At 65.5% G+C, this 17,386-nt stretch carries 15 protein-coding genes and 1 other RNA gene; 5 read left to right on the top strand and 11 right to left on the bottom strand.

Annotated elements, in window-relative coordinates:
- Positions 1–37: 37 nt before the first annotated feature.
- The 8 genes from CV770_RS33175 to tkt all read right to left on the bottom strand — a co-directional run bounded on the left by CV770_RS33175 (position 38) and on the right by tkt (position 9,591).
- Complete coding sequence (locus CV770_RS33175) at positions 38–823, bottom strand: inositol monophosphatase family protein (RefSeq protein WP_104465349.1); 786 nt, start codon at positions 821–823, stop codon at positions 38–40.
- 95 nt (positions 824–918) lie between these two features.
- Positions 919–1,992, bottom strand: a complete 1,074-nt coding sequence (locus CV770_RS33170) for a tetratricopeptide repeat protein (protein ID WP_104465348.1) — start codon at positions 1,990–1,992, stop codon at positions 919–921.
- Positions 1,993–2,000: 8 nt separating this feature from the next.
- Positions 2,001–2,690 carry a thiamine phosphate synthase gene (locus CV770_RS33165; RefSeq protein WP_091955993.1) on the bottom strand — a complete coding sequence of 230 codons (690 nt, stop codon included), beginning with the start codon at positions 2,688–2,690 and terminating at the stop codon, positions 2,001–2,003.
- 3 nt (positions 2,691–2,693) lie between these two features.
- Positions 2,694–3,719 (bottom strand): class I fructose-bisphosphate aldolase, encoded by a 1,026-nt coding sequence (locus CV770_RS33160; protein ID WP_104465347.1) that lies wholly within the window; start codon positions 3,717–3,719, stop codon positions 2,694–2,696.
- Positions 3,720–3,995: 276 nt separating this feature from the next.
- Positions 3,996–5,063, bottom strand: coding sequence for a class II fructose-bisphosphate aldolase (gene fba / locus CV770_RS33155; protein WP_091955995.1), 1,068 nt, complete (start codon positions 5,061–5,063; stop codon positions 3,996–3,998).
- A gap of 56 nt (positions 5,064–5,119) precedes the next feature.
- Positions 5,120–6,316, bottom strand: a complete 1,197-nt coding sequence (locus CV770_RS33150) for a phosphoglycerate kinase (RefSeq protein ID WP_091955996.1) — start codon at positions 6,314–6,316, stop codon at positions 5,120–5,122.
- A gap of 133 nt (positions 6,317–6,449) precedes the next feature.
- Complete coding sequence (gene gap / locus CV770_RS33145) at positions 6,450–7,457, bottom strand: type I glyceraldehyde-3-phosphate dehydrogenase (protein ID WP_091955997.1); 1,008 nt, start codon at positions 7,455–7,457, stop codon at positions 6,450–6,452.
- 148 nt (positions 7,458–7,605) lie between these two features.
- Positions 7,606–9,591, bottom strand: a complete 1,986-nt coding sequence (tkt, locus tag CV770_RS33140; RefSeq protein WP_104465346.1) for a transketolase — start codon at positions 9,589–9,591, stop codon at positions 7,606–7,608.
- Positions 9,592–9,976: 385 nt separating this feature from the next.
- On the opposite strand from tkt, the gene CV770_RS33135 reads away from it, so the two are divergent.
- The 5 genes from CV770_RS33135 (at position 9,977) to CV770_RS33115 (ending at position 12,704) form a co-directional block, all read left to right on the top strand.
- On the top strand, positions 9,977–10,297 hold the full coding sequence (locus CV770_RS33135) for a DUF4164 domain-containing protein (protein ID WP_201760155.1): 321 nt from the start codon (positions 9,977–9,979) through the stop codon (positions 10,295–10,297).
- Entirely contained in the window at positions 10,294–10,677 is a 384-nt protein-coding gene (locus CV770_RS33130) for a cell division protein ZapA (protein WP_018318702.1), read from the top strand. The genes CV770_RS33135 and CV770_RS33130 overlap by 4 nt, the downstream gene beginning before the upstream one ends.
- Positions 10,678–10,935: 258 nt before the next feature.
- Positions 10,936–11,096: non-coding RNA, 6S RNA (gene ssrS / locus CV770_RS33125), on the top strand.
- A gap of 209 nt (positions 11,097–11,305) precedes the next feature.
- The gene (locus CV770_RS33120; RefSeq protein WP_104465345.1) at positions 11,306–11,902 is read left to right on the top strand and encodes a 5-formyltetrahydrofolate cyclo-ligase; all 597 of its coding nucleotides are present in this window, start codon (positions 11,306–11,308) and stop codon (positions 11,900–11,902) included.
- Positions 11,880–12,704 (top strand): TIGR00282 family metallophosphoesterase, encoded by an 825-nt coding sequence (locus CV770_RS33115; protein ID WP_165637249.1) that lies wholly within the window; start codon positions 11,880–11,882, stop codon positions 12,702–12,704. Before CV770_RS33120 ends, CV770_RS33115 begins: the two co-directional genes overlap by 23 nt.
- Before the next feature lie 197 nt (positions 12,705–12,901).
- Here CV770_RS33115 and CV770_RS33110 read toward each other — a convergent pair whose 3' ends face one another.
- From CV770_RS33110 to CV770_RS33100, 3 genes are read right to left on the bottom strand one after another with little or no spacing between them, the layout of a single operon-like run.
- The gene (locus CV770_RS33110; RefSeq protein ID WP_104465344.1) at positions 12,902–14,245 is read right to left on the bottom strand and encodes a cytochrome c; all 1,344 of its coding nucleotides are present in this window, start codon (positions 14,243–14,245) and stop codon (positions 12,902–12,904) included.
- Positions 14,242–16,410, bottom strand: coding sequence for a xanthine dehydrogenase family protein molybdopterin-binding subunit (locus CV770_RS33105; protein WP_201760154.1), 2,169 nt, complete (start codon positions 16,408–16,410; stop codon positions 14,242–14,244). Before CV770_RS33105 ends, CV770_RS33110 begins: the two co-directional genes overlap by 4 nt.
- 8 nt (positions 16,411–16,418) lie before the next feature.
- Positions 16,419–16,883, bottom strand: a complete 465-nt coding sequence (locus tag CV770_RS33100) for a (2Fe-2S)-binding protein (RefSeq protein WP_201760153.1) — start codon at positions 16,881–16,883, stop codon at positions 16,419–16,421.
- Positions 16,884–17,386: the final 503 nt, after the last annotated feature.

The following is a 17,386-nucleotide window of genomic DNA, read 5'->3' as shown; positions in this document are numbered from 1 at the left end:
ACAGCGGAGTGATTGGCTCGCGCGTCTACTGCTCCCCCTACTTCCGCAAAATCTTCACCAATTCCCCGTGCACGTACTCATTCCCGCACACCACGTGCCCGGTGACCAGCGCATCGCCCGGCGTCGCGATGTCGCTCACGGTGCCGCCGGCTTCGCGCACCATCAGCATACCGGCGGCGATGTCCCAGGATTGCAGGTTGCGCTCCCAATAGCCGTCGAGGCGGCCGGCGGCGACGAAGGCGAGGTCGAGCGAGGCGGCGCCGAAGCGGCGGAGGCCTGCGACACGGTCCTGGATCGCGGTCATCTCGCGGCGGAATTCCTCGTGGTCGCCGCGGCCGATATGGGGCAGGCCGCAGGCCACCACGCATTCGTTGAGCTGGCGACGGCCGGCGACGCGCAGGCGCTGGTCGTTGAGGAAGGCGCCTTTGCCGCGCTCGGCGATGTAGAGCTCGTCATTGGCGGGGTTGTAGATCACGCCCGCAATGATCGTGCCCTCGCGCACGAGGCCGATCGAGATCGCGAATTGCGGGATGCCGTGCAGGAAGTTGGTGGTGCCGTCGAGCGGGTCGACGATCCAGGTGTGGCTCTTGTCGGAGCCCTCGCGCGTGCCGCCCTCCTCGCCGATGAAGCCGTAGCCGGGCCGCGCCTTGGCGAGGTCCTGGTAGAGGATCTCCTCGGCGCGCTTGTCGGCGAGCGAGACGAAATTGGCCGGCCCCTTCAGCGAGACCTGGAGATGCTCGATCTCGCCGAGATCGCGCTTGAGGCTGCGGCCAGCGCGGCGCGCAGCTTTGACCATGACGTTGATAGTGGCGGAATACGGCATGAGCTCTGGTCTTGTCGGGGGAAATGGCGGGAAATCGCGCCTGTTTGGGGATTGGGTGCCCTGCAAGGGCCCTCAGGTCAAGTCATTGCGTCAAGTCATTTGGTCCCGAGCCATTTTTTGGCGGCGGTCTCCGCCTTGGCCCGGTCCTCGGCGGGCAGGTCGGACAATTGCTTGTCGAGCTCCGGGTCGCCCTTGCCGGCGGTTTTGGCCACCAGGTGCCATTTGAAGCCCTCGACCTTGTCCACGGACGTGCCCACGCCGTTGATCAGCACCCACGCCAGCCGGTTCTGCGCGATCGCGCTGCCCTGGCGGGATGCCTTGCGGAGCAGGGCGACGGCAGCCGGCTGGTTCTTCGGGGTGCCGGTGCCGTTGAACATGGCGATGGCATATTCGACCTCGGCGTCGACATTGTCGGCGAGCGAGGCGGCCTGGAGCAGCCGCACCGAGCGTTCCTGGTCCTTCGGCACGCCGGTGCCTTCCTTGTAGAAGGTCGCCAGCGCGTACTGCGCCTCGGGCAGGCCTGCATCGGCGGCCTGGCGCAGCAGCTCGGCCGAGCGCTTCACGTCCTGCGGCAGGGTCTGGCCGTCGAGATAGAGCAGCGCGAGGTTATAGGCCGCCCTGGGCTCGCCGAGCTTGGCGGCGGACGCCATCAGCCTGACCGCCTCGCTCTTGTCGATCGGGCCGCCGCGGCCCGAAATGCGCAGCATGGAGAGTGCGAACATCGCCTCGCGGTCGCCGGCATCGGCCGCGCGCTTGTACCATTCGGCTGCCTTGGCGTAGTCGCGCCGCATGCCCATGGCATTGGAATAGAGCTCGCCGAGCATGGTCATCGCCTTGGGATCGCCCGCTTGCGCGCGGGCGGTGGCGAGGTCGAATGCGGTCTTGTATTGACCGCGCTGATACGCGCCGAACACCAGATCGACGTTGGAATTGTCGGTGGAAGGCGCGGGGATCACGGTCGCCGGCTTGGGCGAGGAGGTCGGCTTGGGCGAGGCTGACGGCTTCGGCGCCGGCGCGGCCTCCTTCTTCTTGGTGATCGTGTGCGGCTTGGACTTTTGCTTTTCGGGGGCCGCGCTCGGCGTTGCAGCCGGCGGGGTGATCTGGAGCTGCGCGGCCGCGGGCACTGTGAGCAGCAATGTGGCCAGCATGGTGATGCAGGGAACCTTCATGTCGGGCGCTAGCCGTGCTCCTGACCCGCAGGATCCTGGCCCGCAAGCGCCATCGCATGGGCCTTCTTGATCGCAGCGTCGACCTCGATCAGCGCGGCCTTGGGCCCGCGCGGATCGGCCCAGACGAACTCGCCGACCAGCACGAAATCGGCGCCGCTGGCAGCGAAGTCGTGGGCTTCCTGCAGCGACATGGCAAAGCCGACGCAGGGCGGCTCGAACAGCTCGGCCCACCAGTCCAGCCGTTCTGCGATCGCTTGCGCCTGGGGACGTTGGCCTTTCGCATCGGGCTCGCCGAACAGCACGTAATCCGCTCCCATCTCGCCCGCATCCATGGAATGGTGCCGCGTCGTCAGCCCGCCAACCCCGGCGATGCGATCGGGCTTGAGCGATGGCAGCGCCTCTTTCAGCGCAGCGATGCCGGGGAGGTGGGCGCCGTCCGCGCCGCCGCGCGCGACCAGCTCGGCATGGTCCTCGACGAGCAGCGCGGCGCCCGCTTTCTGCACCGGCGGCGCGAGCGCCTTGATGCGCGAGATCATGGTGCGCTGGTCGGTCTCCTTCAGCCGCAGCAGCACGGCCGCGACGTCGGCGGCGGCGAGCAGACCCGGCAGCTCGGCGACGAGCGCAGCGGGATCATCGACGACGGGCGTCGCGAGATAGAGGCGCGGCGCCGGGCGCGGCGGAGGCGGTTTGTTCGACAAGATCTAGGCTGCCTTCTTTTCCAGGCTACTTTGCCATTCGCCCTTTGAGGCGAGGCCGTTCATTCGCGCGCGATGGCTGAAGGCGCGCTGTCCGGCCGCGACGTTCTCGGCCTTGCCGGACCAGGCTTTCTGCGGCGCGGCTTGCAGGGCGCGGCCGTAGGAGAAGGTCAGGCCCCAGGGCAGCGGACCGAGCTTGTGCATGGCGTTGAGATGCGCGGTCGCCTCCTCATCCGACTGGCCGCCGGAGAGGAAGGCGATGCCGGGCACGGCCGCGGGCACGCAAGCCCTGAGCAGCCGTATCGTCTTCTCGGCGACCTCCTCGACGGGGGCCTGCTTTGCGCATTTCTTGCCTGATATCGCCATGTTGGGCTTGAGCACCATGCCTTCGAGCGCGACGCGCTGCACACGCAATTCCTGGAACGTCTTGTTGAGCACGCGGGTCGTCACCTCATAGCAGCGGTCGATGTCGTGATCACCGTCCATCAGCACCTCGGGCTCGACGATCGGCACGATCTGCGCGGCCTGGCACAGCGCGGCATAGCGCGCCAGCGCATGGGCGTTGACGCTGATCGCGGTCATTGAGGGAATCCCGCTGCCGATGTCGATCACCGCGCGCCATTTTGCGAAGCGCGCGCCGCGCTCATAGTACTTCTTCAACCGCTCCGCGAGCCTGTCGAGCCCGACCGTCACGAGCTCGCCGGGGCACATCGGCAGGGCCTGCGTGCCCTCGTCGACCTTGATGCCGGGAATGGCGCCGCTCTGTTCGATCAGCTTCACCAGCGGTGTGCCGTCCTTGGCATCCTGCCAGATCGTCTCGTCATAGAGGATCACGCCGGAAATATACTGGCTCATGGCCTCCGTGGAGCGGAACAGCATCTCGCGATAGTCGCGGCGGTTGTCTTCGGTCGAGTCCACGCCGATCGCGTCAAAACGCTTCTTGATGGTGCCGGAGGATTCGTCGGCGGCGAGGATACCCTTGCCTGATACGACCATGGCGGTCGCGATTCTGTTGAGCTCAGTCAGATTCATCGAGAGGTCCTCCCAAAACGATTCTGCCCTTGCCCGTGAAAATAGACCGTTCTCGGGCAATTGCCGAGTTAACGTTCGTCGCAGGGTAAAGGGGGATTTCTGTCATTCCGGGATGCGCCGAAAGGCGCAGGCCCGGAATCCATAACCCAAGGCTGTGGTTATGGATTCCGGGCCTACGCGGAGCCTGTCATCGGGCCACGCGTTCGCGCGGACCCGTTGGCGTGTCCCGGAATGACCCGGGAATGGGCTTGAGCGGCTTACGCCACCGCGCGATCGCTACGCGACGCGGGGGTCCAGCTCGCCCTTGGCGTAGCGCTTGGCCATCTCGGCGGTGGTCAGGACCTTCTTGATCTTGGAGGCCTGGCCGGCGGTGTTGAACTCCTGGAGCCGCTGCTTGCACAGCTTGGTCATGGCTTCCATCGCCGGCTTCAGATATTTGCGCGGATCGAACTCTTCCGGATTGTCCTTGAGCACTTTCCGGATCTGGCCGGTCATGGCCATGCGGTTGTCGGTGTCGATGTTGATCTTGCGCACGCCGTTCTTGATGCCGCGCTGGATCTCGGACACCGGCACGCCCCAGGTCGGCTTCATCTTGCCGCCATTGGCGTTGATGATCTCCTGCAGGTCCTGCGGCACCGACGAAGAACCGTGCATCACCAGATGCGTGTTCGGCAGCTTGCGGTGGATCTCCTCGATCACGTTCATGGCGAGAATGTCGCCGTCCGGCTTGCGGGTGAACTTGTAGGCGCCGTGCGAGGTCCCCATCGCAATCGCGAGCGCGTCGACCCTGGTCTCCTGGACGAACTTCACGGCCTCGTCCGGATTGGTCAGGAGCTGGTCGTGGCTGAGCTTGCCCTCGGCGCCGTGGCCGTCTTCCTTGTCGCCCATGCCGGTTTCGAGCGAGCCGAGCACGCCGAGCTCGCCTTCCACCGAGATGCCGCCGAGATGGGCCATGTCGGTCACGGTCTTGGTGACGCCGACATTGTAGCCCCAGTCGCCGGGGGTCTTGCCGTCGGCCTTGAGCGAGCCGTCCATCATCACCGAGGTGAAGCCGGCCTGGATCGCGGTCATGCAGGTCGCCGGCTCGTTGCCGTGGTCGAGATGCACGCAGACCGGAATGTGCGGATAGATCTCGGTGACCGCGTCCATCATGTGCTTGAGCATGACGTCGTTGGCGTAGGAGCGCGCACCGCGGGAGGCCTGGATGATGACCGGCGCATCGACCTGGTTGGCCGCGTCCATGATCGCCAGCGCCTGCTCCATATTGTTGATGTTGAAGGCCGGTACGCCGTAATCGTTCTCTGCCGCGTGGTCGAGCAATTGACGTAACGTGATCCGAGCCATCTGTCTTTTTCTCCCGTTGGGGCCTTGCGGGGCCGCTGATTACTCGCCGATCTGGCTTACTTGACGCGCAAAACCTCGACGCCGGGCAGGGGCTTGCCTTCCATCCATTCGAGGAACGCGCCACCGGCGGTCGAGACATAGGTGAAGTCACCGGCCACATGGGCCTGGTTGAGCGCCGCGACGGTGTCGCCGCCGCCTGCGATCGAGATCAGCTTCTTGGCCTTGGTGCGCTCGGCGGCGTGCCGGGCGGCCGCGACCGTGCCGCGGTCGAACGGCTGCATCTCGAAGGCGCCGAGCGGTCCGTTCCAGACCAAGGTCGCCGCATCGTCGATCGCGGCGTGGACGCGGGCGATCGATTGCGGGCCGACGTCGAGGATCATGCCGTCGGCCGGGATCGCATCGAGCCCGTAGGCATGCGAAGGCGCGTTGGCAGCGAAATGATAGGCAACGGTGGCGTCGACGGGGAGGATGATGGCGCAGTTGGCGGCTTCCGCCTTCTCCATGATGCGCAGCGCGGTCGGCGCGAGATCCTTTTCGGCCAGCGACTTGCCGACGCCGACGCCCTGAGCGTGCAGGAAGGTGTTGGCCATGCCGCCGCCGATCACGAGCGCGTCGACCTTGCTGACGAGGTTTTCGAGCAGGTCGATCTTGGTCGAAACTTTTGCGCCGCCGATGATGGCGATAACAGGCTTGGTCGGCGAGCCCAGCGCCTTCTCCAGCGCGACGAGCTCGGCCTGCATGGTGCGGCCGGCATAGGCCGGCAGCTTGTGGCCGAGGCCTTCGGTCGTGGCGTGGGCGCGGTGCGCCGCCGAGAACGCGTCATTGACCCAGATGTCGCCGAGCTTTGCCAGCTCCGCGACGAAGGCCGGATCGTTCTTTTCCTCTTCCTTGTGGAAGCGGGTATTTTCCAGACACAGGATGTCGCCGTCGTTCAGGCTGGCTACGGCCTTGGCCGCGGGCTCCCCGATGCAGTCGTCGGCGAAAGCGACGGGCTTCTTCACCACCTTCGACAGCGCTTCAGCGACAGGCTTGAGCGAGTCCTTGGCGTCGCGCCCCTTCGGCCGGCCGAAATGCGCGAGCAGGATGACCTTGCCGCCCTTGTCCGAGATTTCGGTGATGGTCGGCGCGACGCGCTCAAGCCGGGTCGTGTCGCTGACGCGGCCATTGTCCATGGGCACGTTGAGATCGACGCGCAGCAGCACGCGCTTGCCCTTCACGTCGACGTCGTCGAGGGTGCGGAATTTGTTGGTCATCGGACACTCTCTTGTCCCTGGCCTCTAGGAGGTCATTCCGGGGCGCGCGCAGCGCGAACCCGGAATCTCGAGATTCCGGGTCTGGTCCTTCGGACCATCCCGGAATGACGGTGCACTAGAACGCACCAGATCTTTAGATCACCTTCGCGATCGCGACGGCGGTGTCCGCCATGCGGTTCGAGAAGCCCCACTCATTGTCGTACCAGGACATCACGCGCACCAGCGTGCCGTTCTGCACCTTGGTTTGGTCCTCGTGGAAGGTCGAGGAGTGCGGGTCGTGGTTGAAGTCGATCGAGACGTTCGGCGCGGTGGTGTAGCCGAGGATGCCCTTGAGCTGCTGCTCGCTGGCGCGCTTCATTGCCGCGTTGATTTCCTTGGCGTCGGTGGCGCGCTTGGCGATGATCTTGAGGTCGACGACCGAGACGTTCGGGGTCGGCACGCGGATCGCGACGCCGTCGAGCTTGCCCTTGAGCTCCGGCAGCACGAGGCCGATCGCCTTCGCAGCACCGGTCGAGGTCGGGATCATCGACATCGCAGCCGCGCGGCCGCGATAGAGATCCTTGTGCATTGTATCGAGCGTCGGCTGGTCGCCGGTATAGGCGTGGATGGTGGTCATGAAGCCGGTCTCGATGCCGACGAGATCGTTCAGCACCTTGGCAACCGGCGCCAGGCAGTTGGTGGTGCAGGAGCCGTTGGAGATGACCAGGTGCTCCTTGGTCAACGTCTCATGGTTGACGCCGTAGACGATGGTGGCGTCGGCGCCGTCGGCCGGCGCGGAGACCAGCACGCGCTTGGCACCGGCGGTCAGATGCGCGGACGCCTTGTCCTTCGAGGTGAAGATGCCGGTGCATTCCATCGCGATGTCGACGCCGAGATCCTTCCACGGCAGCTTCGAGGGATCGCGCTCGGCGGTCACCTTGATCTTGCCGCCACCGAGATTGATCGTATCGCCGTCGACGGTCACGGTGCCGGGGAAACGGCCATGGACGCTGTCGAAGCGGAGCAGATGGGCGTTGGTCTCGACCGGCCCGAGGTCATTGATGCCGACGACCTCGATGTCCTTGCGGCCGGACTCGGCGATAGCCCGCAGGATGTTGCGGCCGATGCGGCCAAAACCGTTAATTCCGACGCGGACTGCCATGTTTCGTCTCCTTCAATGACCGTTGTCATCCCGCACAACGCGCTATGCGCGCCTGCGAGGGTTTTTTAGGGGCGGGCGCCCGGTTCGGCCGGGCGGTGCTTGATCATATGAGAGATTACGTAGTCCTTTTTTGCGGCAAGCTCAACTCTCAGCTAACGCGCTTCAGCACAGCGTTAACTGCAGCCTCGGCGGTAATGCCGAAATGCTTGTAAAGCTCCTTTGCAGGGCCGCTTTCGCCGAACGAATGCATGCCGATAAATTCGCCATCCTGGCCGATCACGGCATCCCAACCCCAGCGCACGGCGGCCTCGATCGCGACCTTGACCGGTGCGTTGCCGATGATCGCGGCGCGCTTGGCCTCTGGTTGCGCTAACAACAGCTCGAGCGAGGGAACGGAGACAACGCGCGACGCGATGCCGCGTTCCGCGAGCTGCTTCTGGGCGGCGACCGCGATCTCGACCTCGGAGCCCGAGGCGAACAGCGTCGCCTGGGCTTCGCCCTGGGCTGCGATCAGCTCGTAGGCGCCCTGTCCGCAAGGGTTGTCGTTCGGTGCGGTGGTGCGCAGCTGCGGCAGGTTCTGGCGCGTCAGCGCCAGCACGGTCGGGCCGTCGATGCGGTTGAGCGCGAGCTCCCAGCACTCGGCGACCTCCATGGAATCGCACGGGCGGAACACGCGCATGTTCGGAATGGCGCGAAGCGCGGCGAGATGCTCGACCGGCTGATGGGTCGGGCCGTCTTCGCCGAGGCCGATGGAATCGTGCGTCATCACGTAGACGACGCCGGAGCCCATCAGAGCGGCAAGGCGCATCGCGGGACGTGCATAGTCGGTGAACACCAGGAAGGTCGCACCGTTCGGCGCGAAGCCGCCATGCAGGAAAATGCCGTTCATCGCCGCGGCCATGCCGTGCTCGCGAATGCCGTAATGGATGAAGCGGCCCTTCGGCGTCTTGGCCGAGAACGCGGTCGCCGATTTCGCCTTGTTGTTGTTGGAGCCGGTGAGGTCGGCCGAGCCTGCGAGGAATTCCATCGGCATGGCGCCGGCGATGACTTCGATCACGGCTTCCGAGGATTTGCGGGTGGCCGCGATCATCGGCTTTTCCAGCAATTCCTTCTTGTACGCGCGCACGGCCTTTGCGAGCGAGGCCGGACGTTCATGGCGCAGGCGGCGCTCGAACTCGGCGCGCTTGCGGCTGCCGAGCTCACCGAGCCGGCCCTCCCATTCCTGGCGCGCCGCAGCGCCGCGGCTGCCGGCTGCACGCCACGCCTTCAGCGCGTCGTCTGCGACCGCGAACGGCTCGAGCGAGATGCCGAGATTTTCCTTGGCGGCCTTGAGCTCCTCGGCCCCTAACGCCTCGCCATGCACCTTCGAGGTGCCCTGCTTGTGCGGCGCGCCGAAACCGATGGTGGTGCGGCAGGCGATCAGCGTCGGCTTGCCGGATTTCTTCGCGCGCGTGATGGCGTCGGCAATCGCCGCCTGATCGTGGCCGTCGATTCTCTCGGCGGCCCAGCCCGCCGACTTGAAACGCTTCACCTGGTCGACGGAATCGGAGATCGAGGTCGGGCCGTCGATCGAGATGCCGTTGTCGTCGTAGAGCACGATCATCTTGTTGAGCTTCCAGTGCCCGGCCATCGCGATCGCTTCCTGCGATACGCCTTCCATCAGGTCGCCGTCGGAGGCGAGCACATAGGTGTGGTGATCGACGATCTTCTTGCCGAATTCAGCCGCGAGCATCTTCTCGGCGAGCGCCATGCCGACCGCGGTCGAGATGCCCTGGCCGAGCGGGCCGGTCGTGGTCTCGATGCCGTTGGTGCGGAAATTCTCGGGGTGTCCCGGGGTGAGCGAGTCGACCTGGCGGAACTGCTTGATCTGGTCCAGCGTCATCTCGGAATTGCCGGTCAAATACAGCAGCGAATAGAGCAGCATCGAGCCGTGGCCGGCCGAGAGCACGAAGCGGTCGCGGTCGGGCCAGGCGGGCGCGGCGGCGTCGAATTTCAGGAATTGCGTGAACAGCACCGTGGCGATGTCGGCGGCACCCATCGGCAGGCCGGGATGACCCGATTTCGCCTTCTCGACGGCGTCCATCGAAAGGCCGCGGATCGCGTTGGCCATACGGGTGTGATCGACCTGCGTCATGTCTGAAATCCGTCTGAAATGAGGCGCTTGGAGGCGGTGTACGCCCGCGCGGGAGGAGCCTGGCGGCCACTGAAGGTCGGGGCTGGGATAGCACCTCGGTTCCGGGAGTCCAAGGCAATCAAACGCCGATTCGGCCGTAAAAGTTGCCTGCGGCACGCTTCGAAAGTGGAGGCTCCGTTTCGGAGGTGATCCGCAGGCAGGAACCCACGGGTCGGGACGATCCACTCCTGATCTAGCAGTGCATAGTTTCGCGGCGGCGTTGCGCTTGGCTAGCTTGCCACGTAAATTTCTGGTTCTAACCGCTTGCCGAACCGAGTCTTTTGCCGGACGGCACGCCCCAGGAAAAGGCCACTGGGCAAAGGCCACAGGTTCCGCCGCTGACTACATGAACGATCGCGTGTCCAACAGTGCCGCCATGACGGAGTCCTCCGCGGTCGAGATCGAGATCGCGACCCGCAGGCTGATGTCGGCGCTCGACGCGCTCGAAAGCGCGGTTGAGCGGCGGCGCGACGCCGATCGCGACGAGAACGAGCTTGCGGCACGAATCCAGGCACTGGGCGCGGATCGCTCGCGGCTCGCCGACGAGCTCGACGGCGCGCTGGTGAAGGCGCGCAAGCTCGAGCGCACCAATCGCGAGATTACCGACCGGCTGGATTCCGCGATCGTCACGATACGCTCGGTGCTCGATACCGGAGAGGACGGATGAGCCACATCAACGTCACCATCAACGGCCGGCAATACCGCATGGCCTGCGAGGAGGGCCAGGAGGTGCGGCTGCTCAAGCTCGCGGAAAGCCTGGAGACGCGGATCCAGTCGCTGCGCGGAAAATTCGGCGAGATCGGCGATGCGCGCCTCACCGTGATGGCAGCGCTGACCGTCTGCGACGAGCTGGTCGATGCCGGCAACCGTGTCCGCACCATGGAGCAGGAGCTGACCGAGCTCAGGGACTTCCGCAACGCCGCCGTCGAGCGCGCCCGGATGACGCAGACCGCGGTGGTGAATGCCCTGAACGCGGCAGCCGAACGCATCGAGAAGTCGACCCAGGTCCTGAACCGGACGGTGGGCAACGGCATCGCGATCGGGTAGGGGCCACCCTCCCCTGGAGGGGTCCGGGACGAGCGAAGCTCGCCCGTGGGTCGATCGCGCGCAGCGCGAGCGGGGTGGGTGATCTCTCCACTCGGGCAGTGTTCGGCGTGGAGAGACCGTCACCCCACCCCGGCTCACATTTCGCTTCGCTCAATGTAAGCCACCCTCCCCCTCCAGGGGAGGGTGGCACCGCGAGGGCCGCGAATGCGAACCAGCATCGGGCTGGCGATTCGTAAGTATCGTTGTTACATTGCGCGGGCGAGGCTGCGACGCGCGTCAGGAGCCATATATCCCCGGGGCCTTATCGATCCTTTAGGGAACTGTCCCTGGCCGGGCCCGTGGGCCCGGACATATGGTGCCCACCTACTTTCGTAGGGAACTCCGGGATCGAGTGCTTCAACGGCGTACGCGGCTTCGCACTTTTGTTTGCAATGCGTTCTTGTCGAATGGCCGTCTACGACAAACCGGCAGTGTCATGCCCCGCCGAGTGCGCAATTGCGCACGGGGGGCGGGGCATCCAGTACGCCGCGGCGTCGATGTCTGATCACTGGCGTCTCTGGGATACTGGATCACCCGCCTTCGCGGGTGATGACAGCGGAGCAAGGCTCCGCATTCGGAGCAAGCGCGCATGCCCAATTCGAAAGCCGAACTCCGTGCCAAGGCCCTCGCGGCACGCGACGCGCTCAGCGAGAAGAAGCGCAGCGCTGCCGCCGCAAAGCTCGCCAAGCGCGGACTGCCGTTCCAGCTTCTGCCCGGCAGCATCGTCGCCGGCTATTCGCCGATCCGCAGCGAGATCGATCCGATGCCGTTGCTGAAGAAGCTCGCCGAAGAGGGCGCAAAGCTGGCGCTGCCTTGCGTCACCGCGCGCGGCCAGTCGCTGATCTTCCGCATCTTCCACCCGAACGATCGCCTGATGCTCGGCCCGCTCGGCATTCCCGAGCCGTCGCCGGCCGCAAGCGAAGTCATCCCGGATATCATGCTGACGCCGCTGGCGGCGTTCGATCGTCTTGGCCATCGCATCGGCTATGGCGCGGGGCATTACGACTTCACCTTCGCGCATTTGCGCAAGGCCAAGAACATCGTCGGCATCGGGCTCGCTTTTGCGGCGCAGGAGATCAAGGCGGTTCCGGCACTATCCCACGACGTCGCGCTGGATTATGTGCTAACGGAATCGGACGTGTTCGATTTCCGGAGTTCTGAAGTTGCGCATTCTCTTCGTGGGTGACGTCGTCGGCCGTGCAGGACGCACGGCAATCGCCGACTATCTGCCCGGCATGGTCAAGGACTGGTCACTCGATTTCGTCGTCGTCAACGGCGAGAATTCCGCCGGCGGCTTCGGCATCACGGAAGCGATCTACCAGGAGTTTCTCGACGCCGGCGCCGACGCGGTCACGCTCGGTAACCATTCCTGGGACCAGCGTGAAGCCCTTGTGTTCATCGAGCGCGCCGAGCGCCTGGTGCGTCCGGCGAACTATCCGCGCGGCACGCCCGGCCGCGGCGCCGCCCTGGTCGAGACCAAGAACGGCAAGCATGCGCTCGTCGTCAACGCTTTGGGCCGCGTCTTCATGACCCCGTTCGACGATCCCTTCGCAGCGCTGGAGCGCGAGTTAGGGGCCTGTCCGCTCGGTGTTGCCGCCGATGCCGTCGTCGTCGACTTCCATTGCGAGGCTAGCAGCGAGAAGCAGGGCATCGGCTTCTTCTGCGACGGCCGCGCCAGCCTCGTCGTCGGCACGCACACCCATGTGCCGACCGCCGACCACCAGATCCTCACGGGCGGCACCGCCTACATGACCGACGCCGGCATGACCGGCGACTACGATTCCATCATCGGCATGCAGAAGGAAGAGCCACTGCGCAGGTTCACGTCGGGGATTCCGTCGGGACGTTTCGAGCCGGCGGCGGGCGCAGCGACGCTGAGCGGCGTCGCCGTGGAAACCGATGATGCAACGGGCCTCGCGCTCAAGATTGCGCCGGTGCGTGTCGGCGGAAGGCTGGAGCCGGCGACGCCGCGGTTCTGGTTGAGTTAGCAGAGCCGCGTCAACCTCGGTGTCGTCCCCGCGAACGCGGGGACCCATAACCCCACGGAGTAGTATGGGGCAAAGCTCCCACTCCGAGTCCTCGTCAAACTACTCCCTGTGGGTATGGATCCCGGATCTGCGCTTCGCTTGTCCGGGACGACGGCGGAGATTGACGCGCGCGATTGCGCATCAATCTCGCCGGCGCATCAATCCGCCGTCTGCTCCCGCATCTCCGCGATATCCTTCCCCGTCAGCTTCGAGCCCTTCGCCCCAAACCGCCCGGTGACGTAATTCGCCACCGCCGCGATCTCGTCGTCGGTGTAGGCGCTGCCGAACGCCGGCATCGACAGCGCGCCAGCTGGCGTGTGGCGCTTCGTGCCTGACAGCACGATCTGCGCGACGTTGGTGGCGGCGGGGTCGTTGACGGCCCAGGTGCCGGTCAGCGTTGCCATCGGCGACACCGGGCTCTCGCCGCTCCAGCCGTGACAGCTGGTGCAGGCGCTGGCGAACACCTTCTTGCCGCGTGCGTCCGCCGTGACGCCGTCCTTGTGCGAGGCGGGGGCGACGGGCGCCGTGGTGGCGGGCAGGTCAGGCGAGGGCACCGGCGGCACGCTGCGCAGATAAGCAACGATGCTGCTGATGTCCTCCGGGGCGAACTGGCTAAAACTGTGGTCGACGGCTTCACCCATCGGGCCCGATGCCGAGCCGTGGCCCGGCGCGTGGCCGAGCGACGAATAGGAGATCAGATCCTGGTCGCTCCAATTGCCGAGACCCGTCGCCTTGTCGGAGGAGATGTTGAAGGCGCGCCAGCCCGCGGTGATCGCGCCGGCGAACTTCCTGCGGTTATCCAGCGCAAAACCGAGATTGCGCGGGGTGTGGCATTCGCCGCAATGCGCCAGCGCTTCGACAAGATACGCGCCTCTGTTCCATTCCGGGCTCTTCGACGTATCAGGCGCAAAGCGCGTGTCCGGATTGAACACGGCCGACCAGACAATCATGGCCCAGCGCTGGTTGAACGGGAACGACAGCGTATTCTCCGGCGCCTTCGCGCGCACCGGCGGCAGGCTGAACAGATAGGCCTTCACCGCCAGCATGTCCTCGTCCGTCATGTAGGTGTAGGACGTGTACGGCATCGCCGGATAGAGCCGCGCGCCGTCACGGCGCTTGCCGCGTTGGACCGCGTTCAGAAAATCCTGGTCGCTGTAGTTGCCGATGCCGGTGTCCTTGTCCGGCGTGATATTGGTGGAATAGAGCGTGCCGAACGGCAGCTTGAACGCGAGCCCGCCCGCATAGTCCTTCTCGCCGGGCTTGGTGTGGCAGACCATGCAGTCGGCCGCCTTGGCGAGATATTCGCCGCGCTCGACCAGGCTCGCTTTCTCCAGCTTGGCGGGCACGCCGGTCGGCTTGCCGGCGCGGTAATCCGCCAGCGCCACCTTCGTGCCGCCGGCGAAATCGAGCGGGCCGGGCCCGCGGATGATCCAGACGCCGAGCCCTGCTGCGACGATGGCGATCGCAGCGACGCTTGTGAGAATACGCATCTTGCCGCTCATGCCTTCTTCCCCGCAGCCAGCAGTTTTCGGTCAATGGGCAGGCGCCGTAGCGCCACGCCGGTTGCGGCAAGAATCGCGTTGCGCAGCGCCGGCGGTCCGGCGTTGACGCCGGCCTCGCCGATGCCGCCGGGCGCTTCGCCGCTCTTGACGACGATCACTTCGATCTTCGGCGTCTCGTTGATGCGCATCATGCGGTAGTCGTGGAAGTTCGATTGCTGCACGCGGCCCTTCTCGATGGTGATCTCGCCATAGAGCGCGGCGGTGAGGCCGAAGATCAGCCCGCCCTCGATCTGCGCCTTCACCGTGTCGGGGTTGACCGCGATGCCGGTGTCGACCACCGAGGTGATGCGGCGGAGCACAATCTCGCCGATGTCGTCGATCTCGGCCTCCACTACGGTCGCGATGAAGCTCGCGAATGACGGCTGCACGCAGACGCCGCGGCCGACGCGCGGAGGCAGCGGTTGACCCCAGTCGGATTTCTCCGCGACCTGGTTGAGCACCGCGAGCATGCGCGGGTTCTTGGTCAGCATGGACTTTCGGAACTCGATCGGATCCTTGCCCGCCTTGCGCGCGAGCTCGTCCATCGCGCATTCGACCGCGAACACGTTGTTGTTGGGGCCGACGCCGCGCCAGAAGCCTGTCGGCACCGACAGCGGCTCGGCGCGGACGTATTCGACGTGGAAGTTGGCGAAGTCGTAGGGCGCATCGACCGCGGCATCGATCGCGTCGATGTCGATGCCCTTCTGGAAGGCCGGCGGCAACCAGCGCGCCAGCACGGCGGAGCCGGCGACCTTGTACTTCCACCCCGCGACCTTGCCGTCGACCAGCGATGCCGTGATCTGGTCGCGATAGACCGGACGGTAGACATCGTGCTGGATGTCCTCCTCGCGGGTCCACACCACCTTCACGGGGTAGTCGACCTGTTTTGCGATCTTCACCGCCGCGATCACCATGTCGGGCTCGAGCTTGCGGCCGAAACCGCCGCCGAGCAGATGATTGTTGACGATGACCTTGTCGACCGGAAGCCCAGCGGCCTTCGCCGCCTCCGATTGCACGCGCGTCATGATCTGCGTGCCGGTCCAGATCTCGCAGGAGTCGGGCTTCACGTGCACGGTGGCATTGATGGGCTCCATCGATGCATGCGCCAGGAACGGCAGCTCGTAAGCCGCCTCGAACTTGTCGCCGCTCGCCAGCGCCTTGGCGATGTCGCCGTCGGATTTGGCGACCGCGCCGTCCTTCTGGCTGGCCTTGCGCAGATCGTCCCAGACATCCTTCGTGGTGATCGCAGCGTTGGGTCCCTCGTTCCACTCGATCTTGAGCGCTTCGAGGCCCTTCTTGGCCGCCCACATGTGATCGCCGATCACGGCGACCATGTCGTCGAGCACCACGACCTTGCGCACGCCGGGGAGCTTCACCGCGGCGCTGTCGTCGACCTTGCCGACCTTGCCGCCGAACACGGGGCAGGCGGCGACCGTCGCGAACTTCATGCCGGGCAGGATCGCGTCGATGCCGTAGACGGCCTTGCCGTTGACCTTGTCGGGCGTGTCGAGCCGCTTCAGCGGCTGGCCGATGATGACGAAGTCCTTGGGGTCCTTCAGCGCGACATCCTTCGGCGGGGTCTGTCCCTGGGCAGCGAGCGCCAGCGCGCCGTAAGCGAGCTTGCGGCCGCTCGCTTCATGCGCGACCTCGCCCTTCGACGCCGTGCAGCTCGCGGGCTCGACGCCCCATTGGGCGGCCGCGGCCTGCACCAGCATCGCGCGGGCGGTGGCACCGGCCTTGCGCAGCGGCGTCCACCAGGCGCGGATCGAGTTGGAATTGCCCGTGACTTGCAGGCCGAAGGTCGGATTGCCGTAGAGCTTGTCGTTCGGCGGCGCGTGCTGCACCTCGACCTTGCCCCAGTCGGCATCCAACTCTTCGGCGAGCACGGCGGAGATCGAGGTATAGGTGCCCTGGCCCATCTCGACCTGCGGCATCATCAGCACGGTGCGGCCGGTCTCGTCGATGCGGATGAAGGCATTGGGCGCGAACTTGCCCTCGGTCGTATCGGGCGGCTGCACCGGCTCGTTGACGGCGGCGCGCAGCGGCAGATGAAAAGCGAGCAGGAAACCGGTGGCGAGACCGCCGGTCAGCAGCGCGCGGCGGGAGACGCTGTGATGTGCATTCATGGTGGACCTCAGGACTGACGGCCGTTGGCGGCCTGCTTGACGGCCTCGCGGATGCGGACATAGGTGCCGCAGCGGCAGATGTTGCCGGCCATCGCGGCGTCGATGTCGGAATCGTCAGGATGGGGCGTAGCGGCCAGCAATGCGGCGGCCGACATGATCTGGCCGGACTGGCAATAGCCGCACTGGATCACTTCGAGATCGAGCCAGGCCTTCTGCACCTTCGCGCCCGCAGGCGTGCTGCCGACATGTTCGATCGTGGTGATGGCGCGGTTCTCGACCGCGCTGACCGGCAGGACGCAGGAGCGCACCGCCTTGCCGTCGACATGCACCGTGCAGGCACCGCATTGCGCGATGCCGCAGCCGAACTTGGTGCCGGTCATTCCGAGGATGTCGCGCAGCACCCACAGCAGCGGCATTTCAGGCGGCGCATCGAACGATTTCGTTTCGCCGTTGATGGTGAGAACAGTTGCCATATGCATCCCCTTGCTCGCTCGAACGCTTGCGGCGATCTAGTCAGCGAATTCGCGCGCGACAATAATCATACCGATACGAAACGATGAAGCGTCGCAATCTCCGGCAATGCATATTTGCGCTGCTGACGCGTCAGCCCATGACGTTCACGAATTTGTGCGGCGCTCGCTGCGAGCGTTTTGGGCTAATTGATATGATAATCGTCATGTTTTGATGCTTTTTCGGCGCGCGCGTCGCCGATCACCGCAGATTGTCGTGCGGATGCGCAAAATCATGCGATGACGAAATACGTGCGATTGGGAAAGTCGTGGCTGAGAGTACGGCCGAAATCGTTGTGCCCTCTCCCCTTGTGGGCCTGTTGCGTTATCGGCTTTTGAGGTTGAGGACGGCAGGAGAAGGGCCGTGGTTACGGCAATTGCCAGCCAAGTCTGTAGTGGTCGCCCTCGGCGGGCGGCTCAGGCCGCGATCGTGGCCCACCGCCTCATGTTGAAGGCGATCGAGGCGA

It is taken from the genome of Bradyrhizobium sp. AC87j1 (genome assembly GCF_002936975.1).
GTDB lineage: Bacteria > Pseudomonadota > Alphaproteobacteria > Rhizobiales > Xanthobacteraceae > Bradyrhizobium > Bradyrhizobium shewense.
Note: the sequence above shows the minus strand (reverse complement) of the source record. Positions and strands in the feature narration are given on the sequence as shown.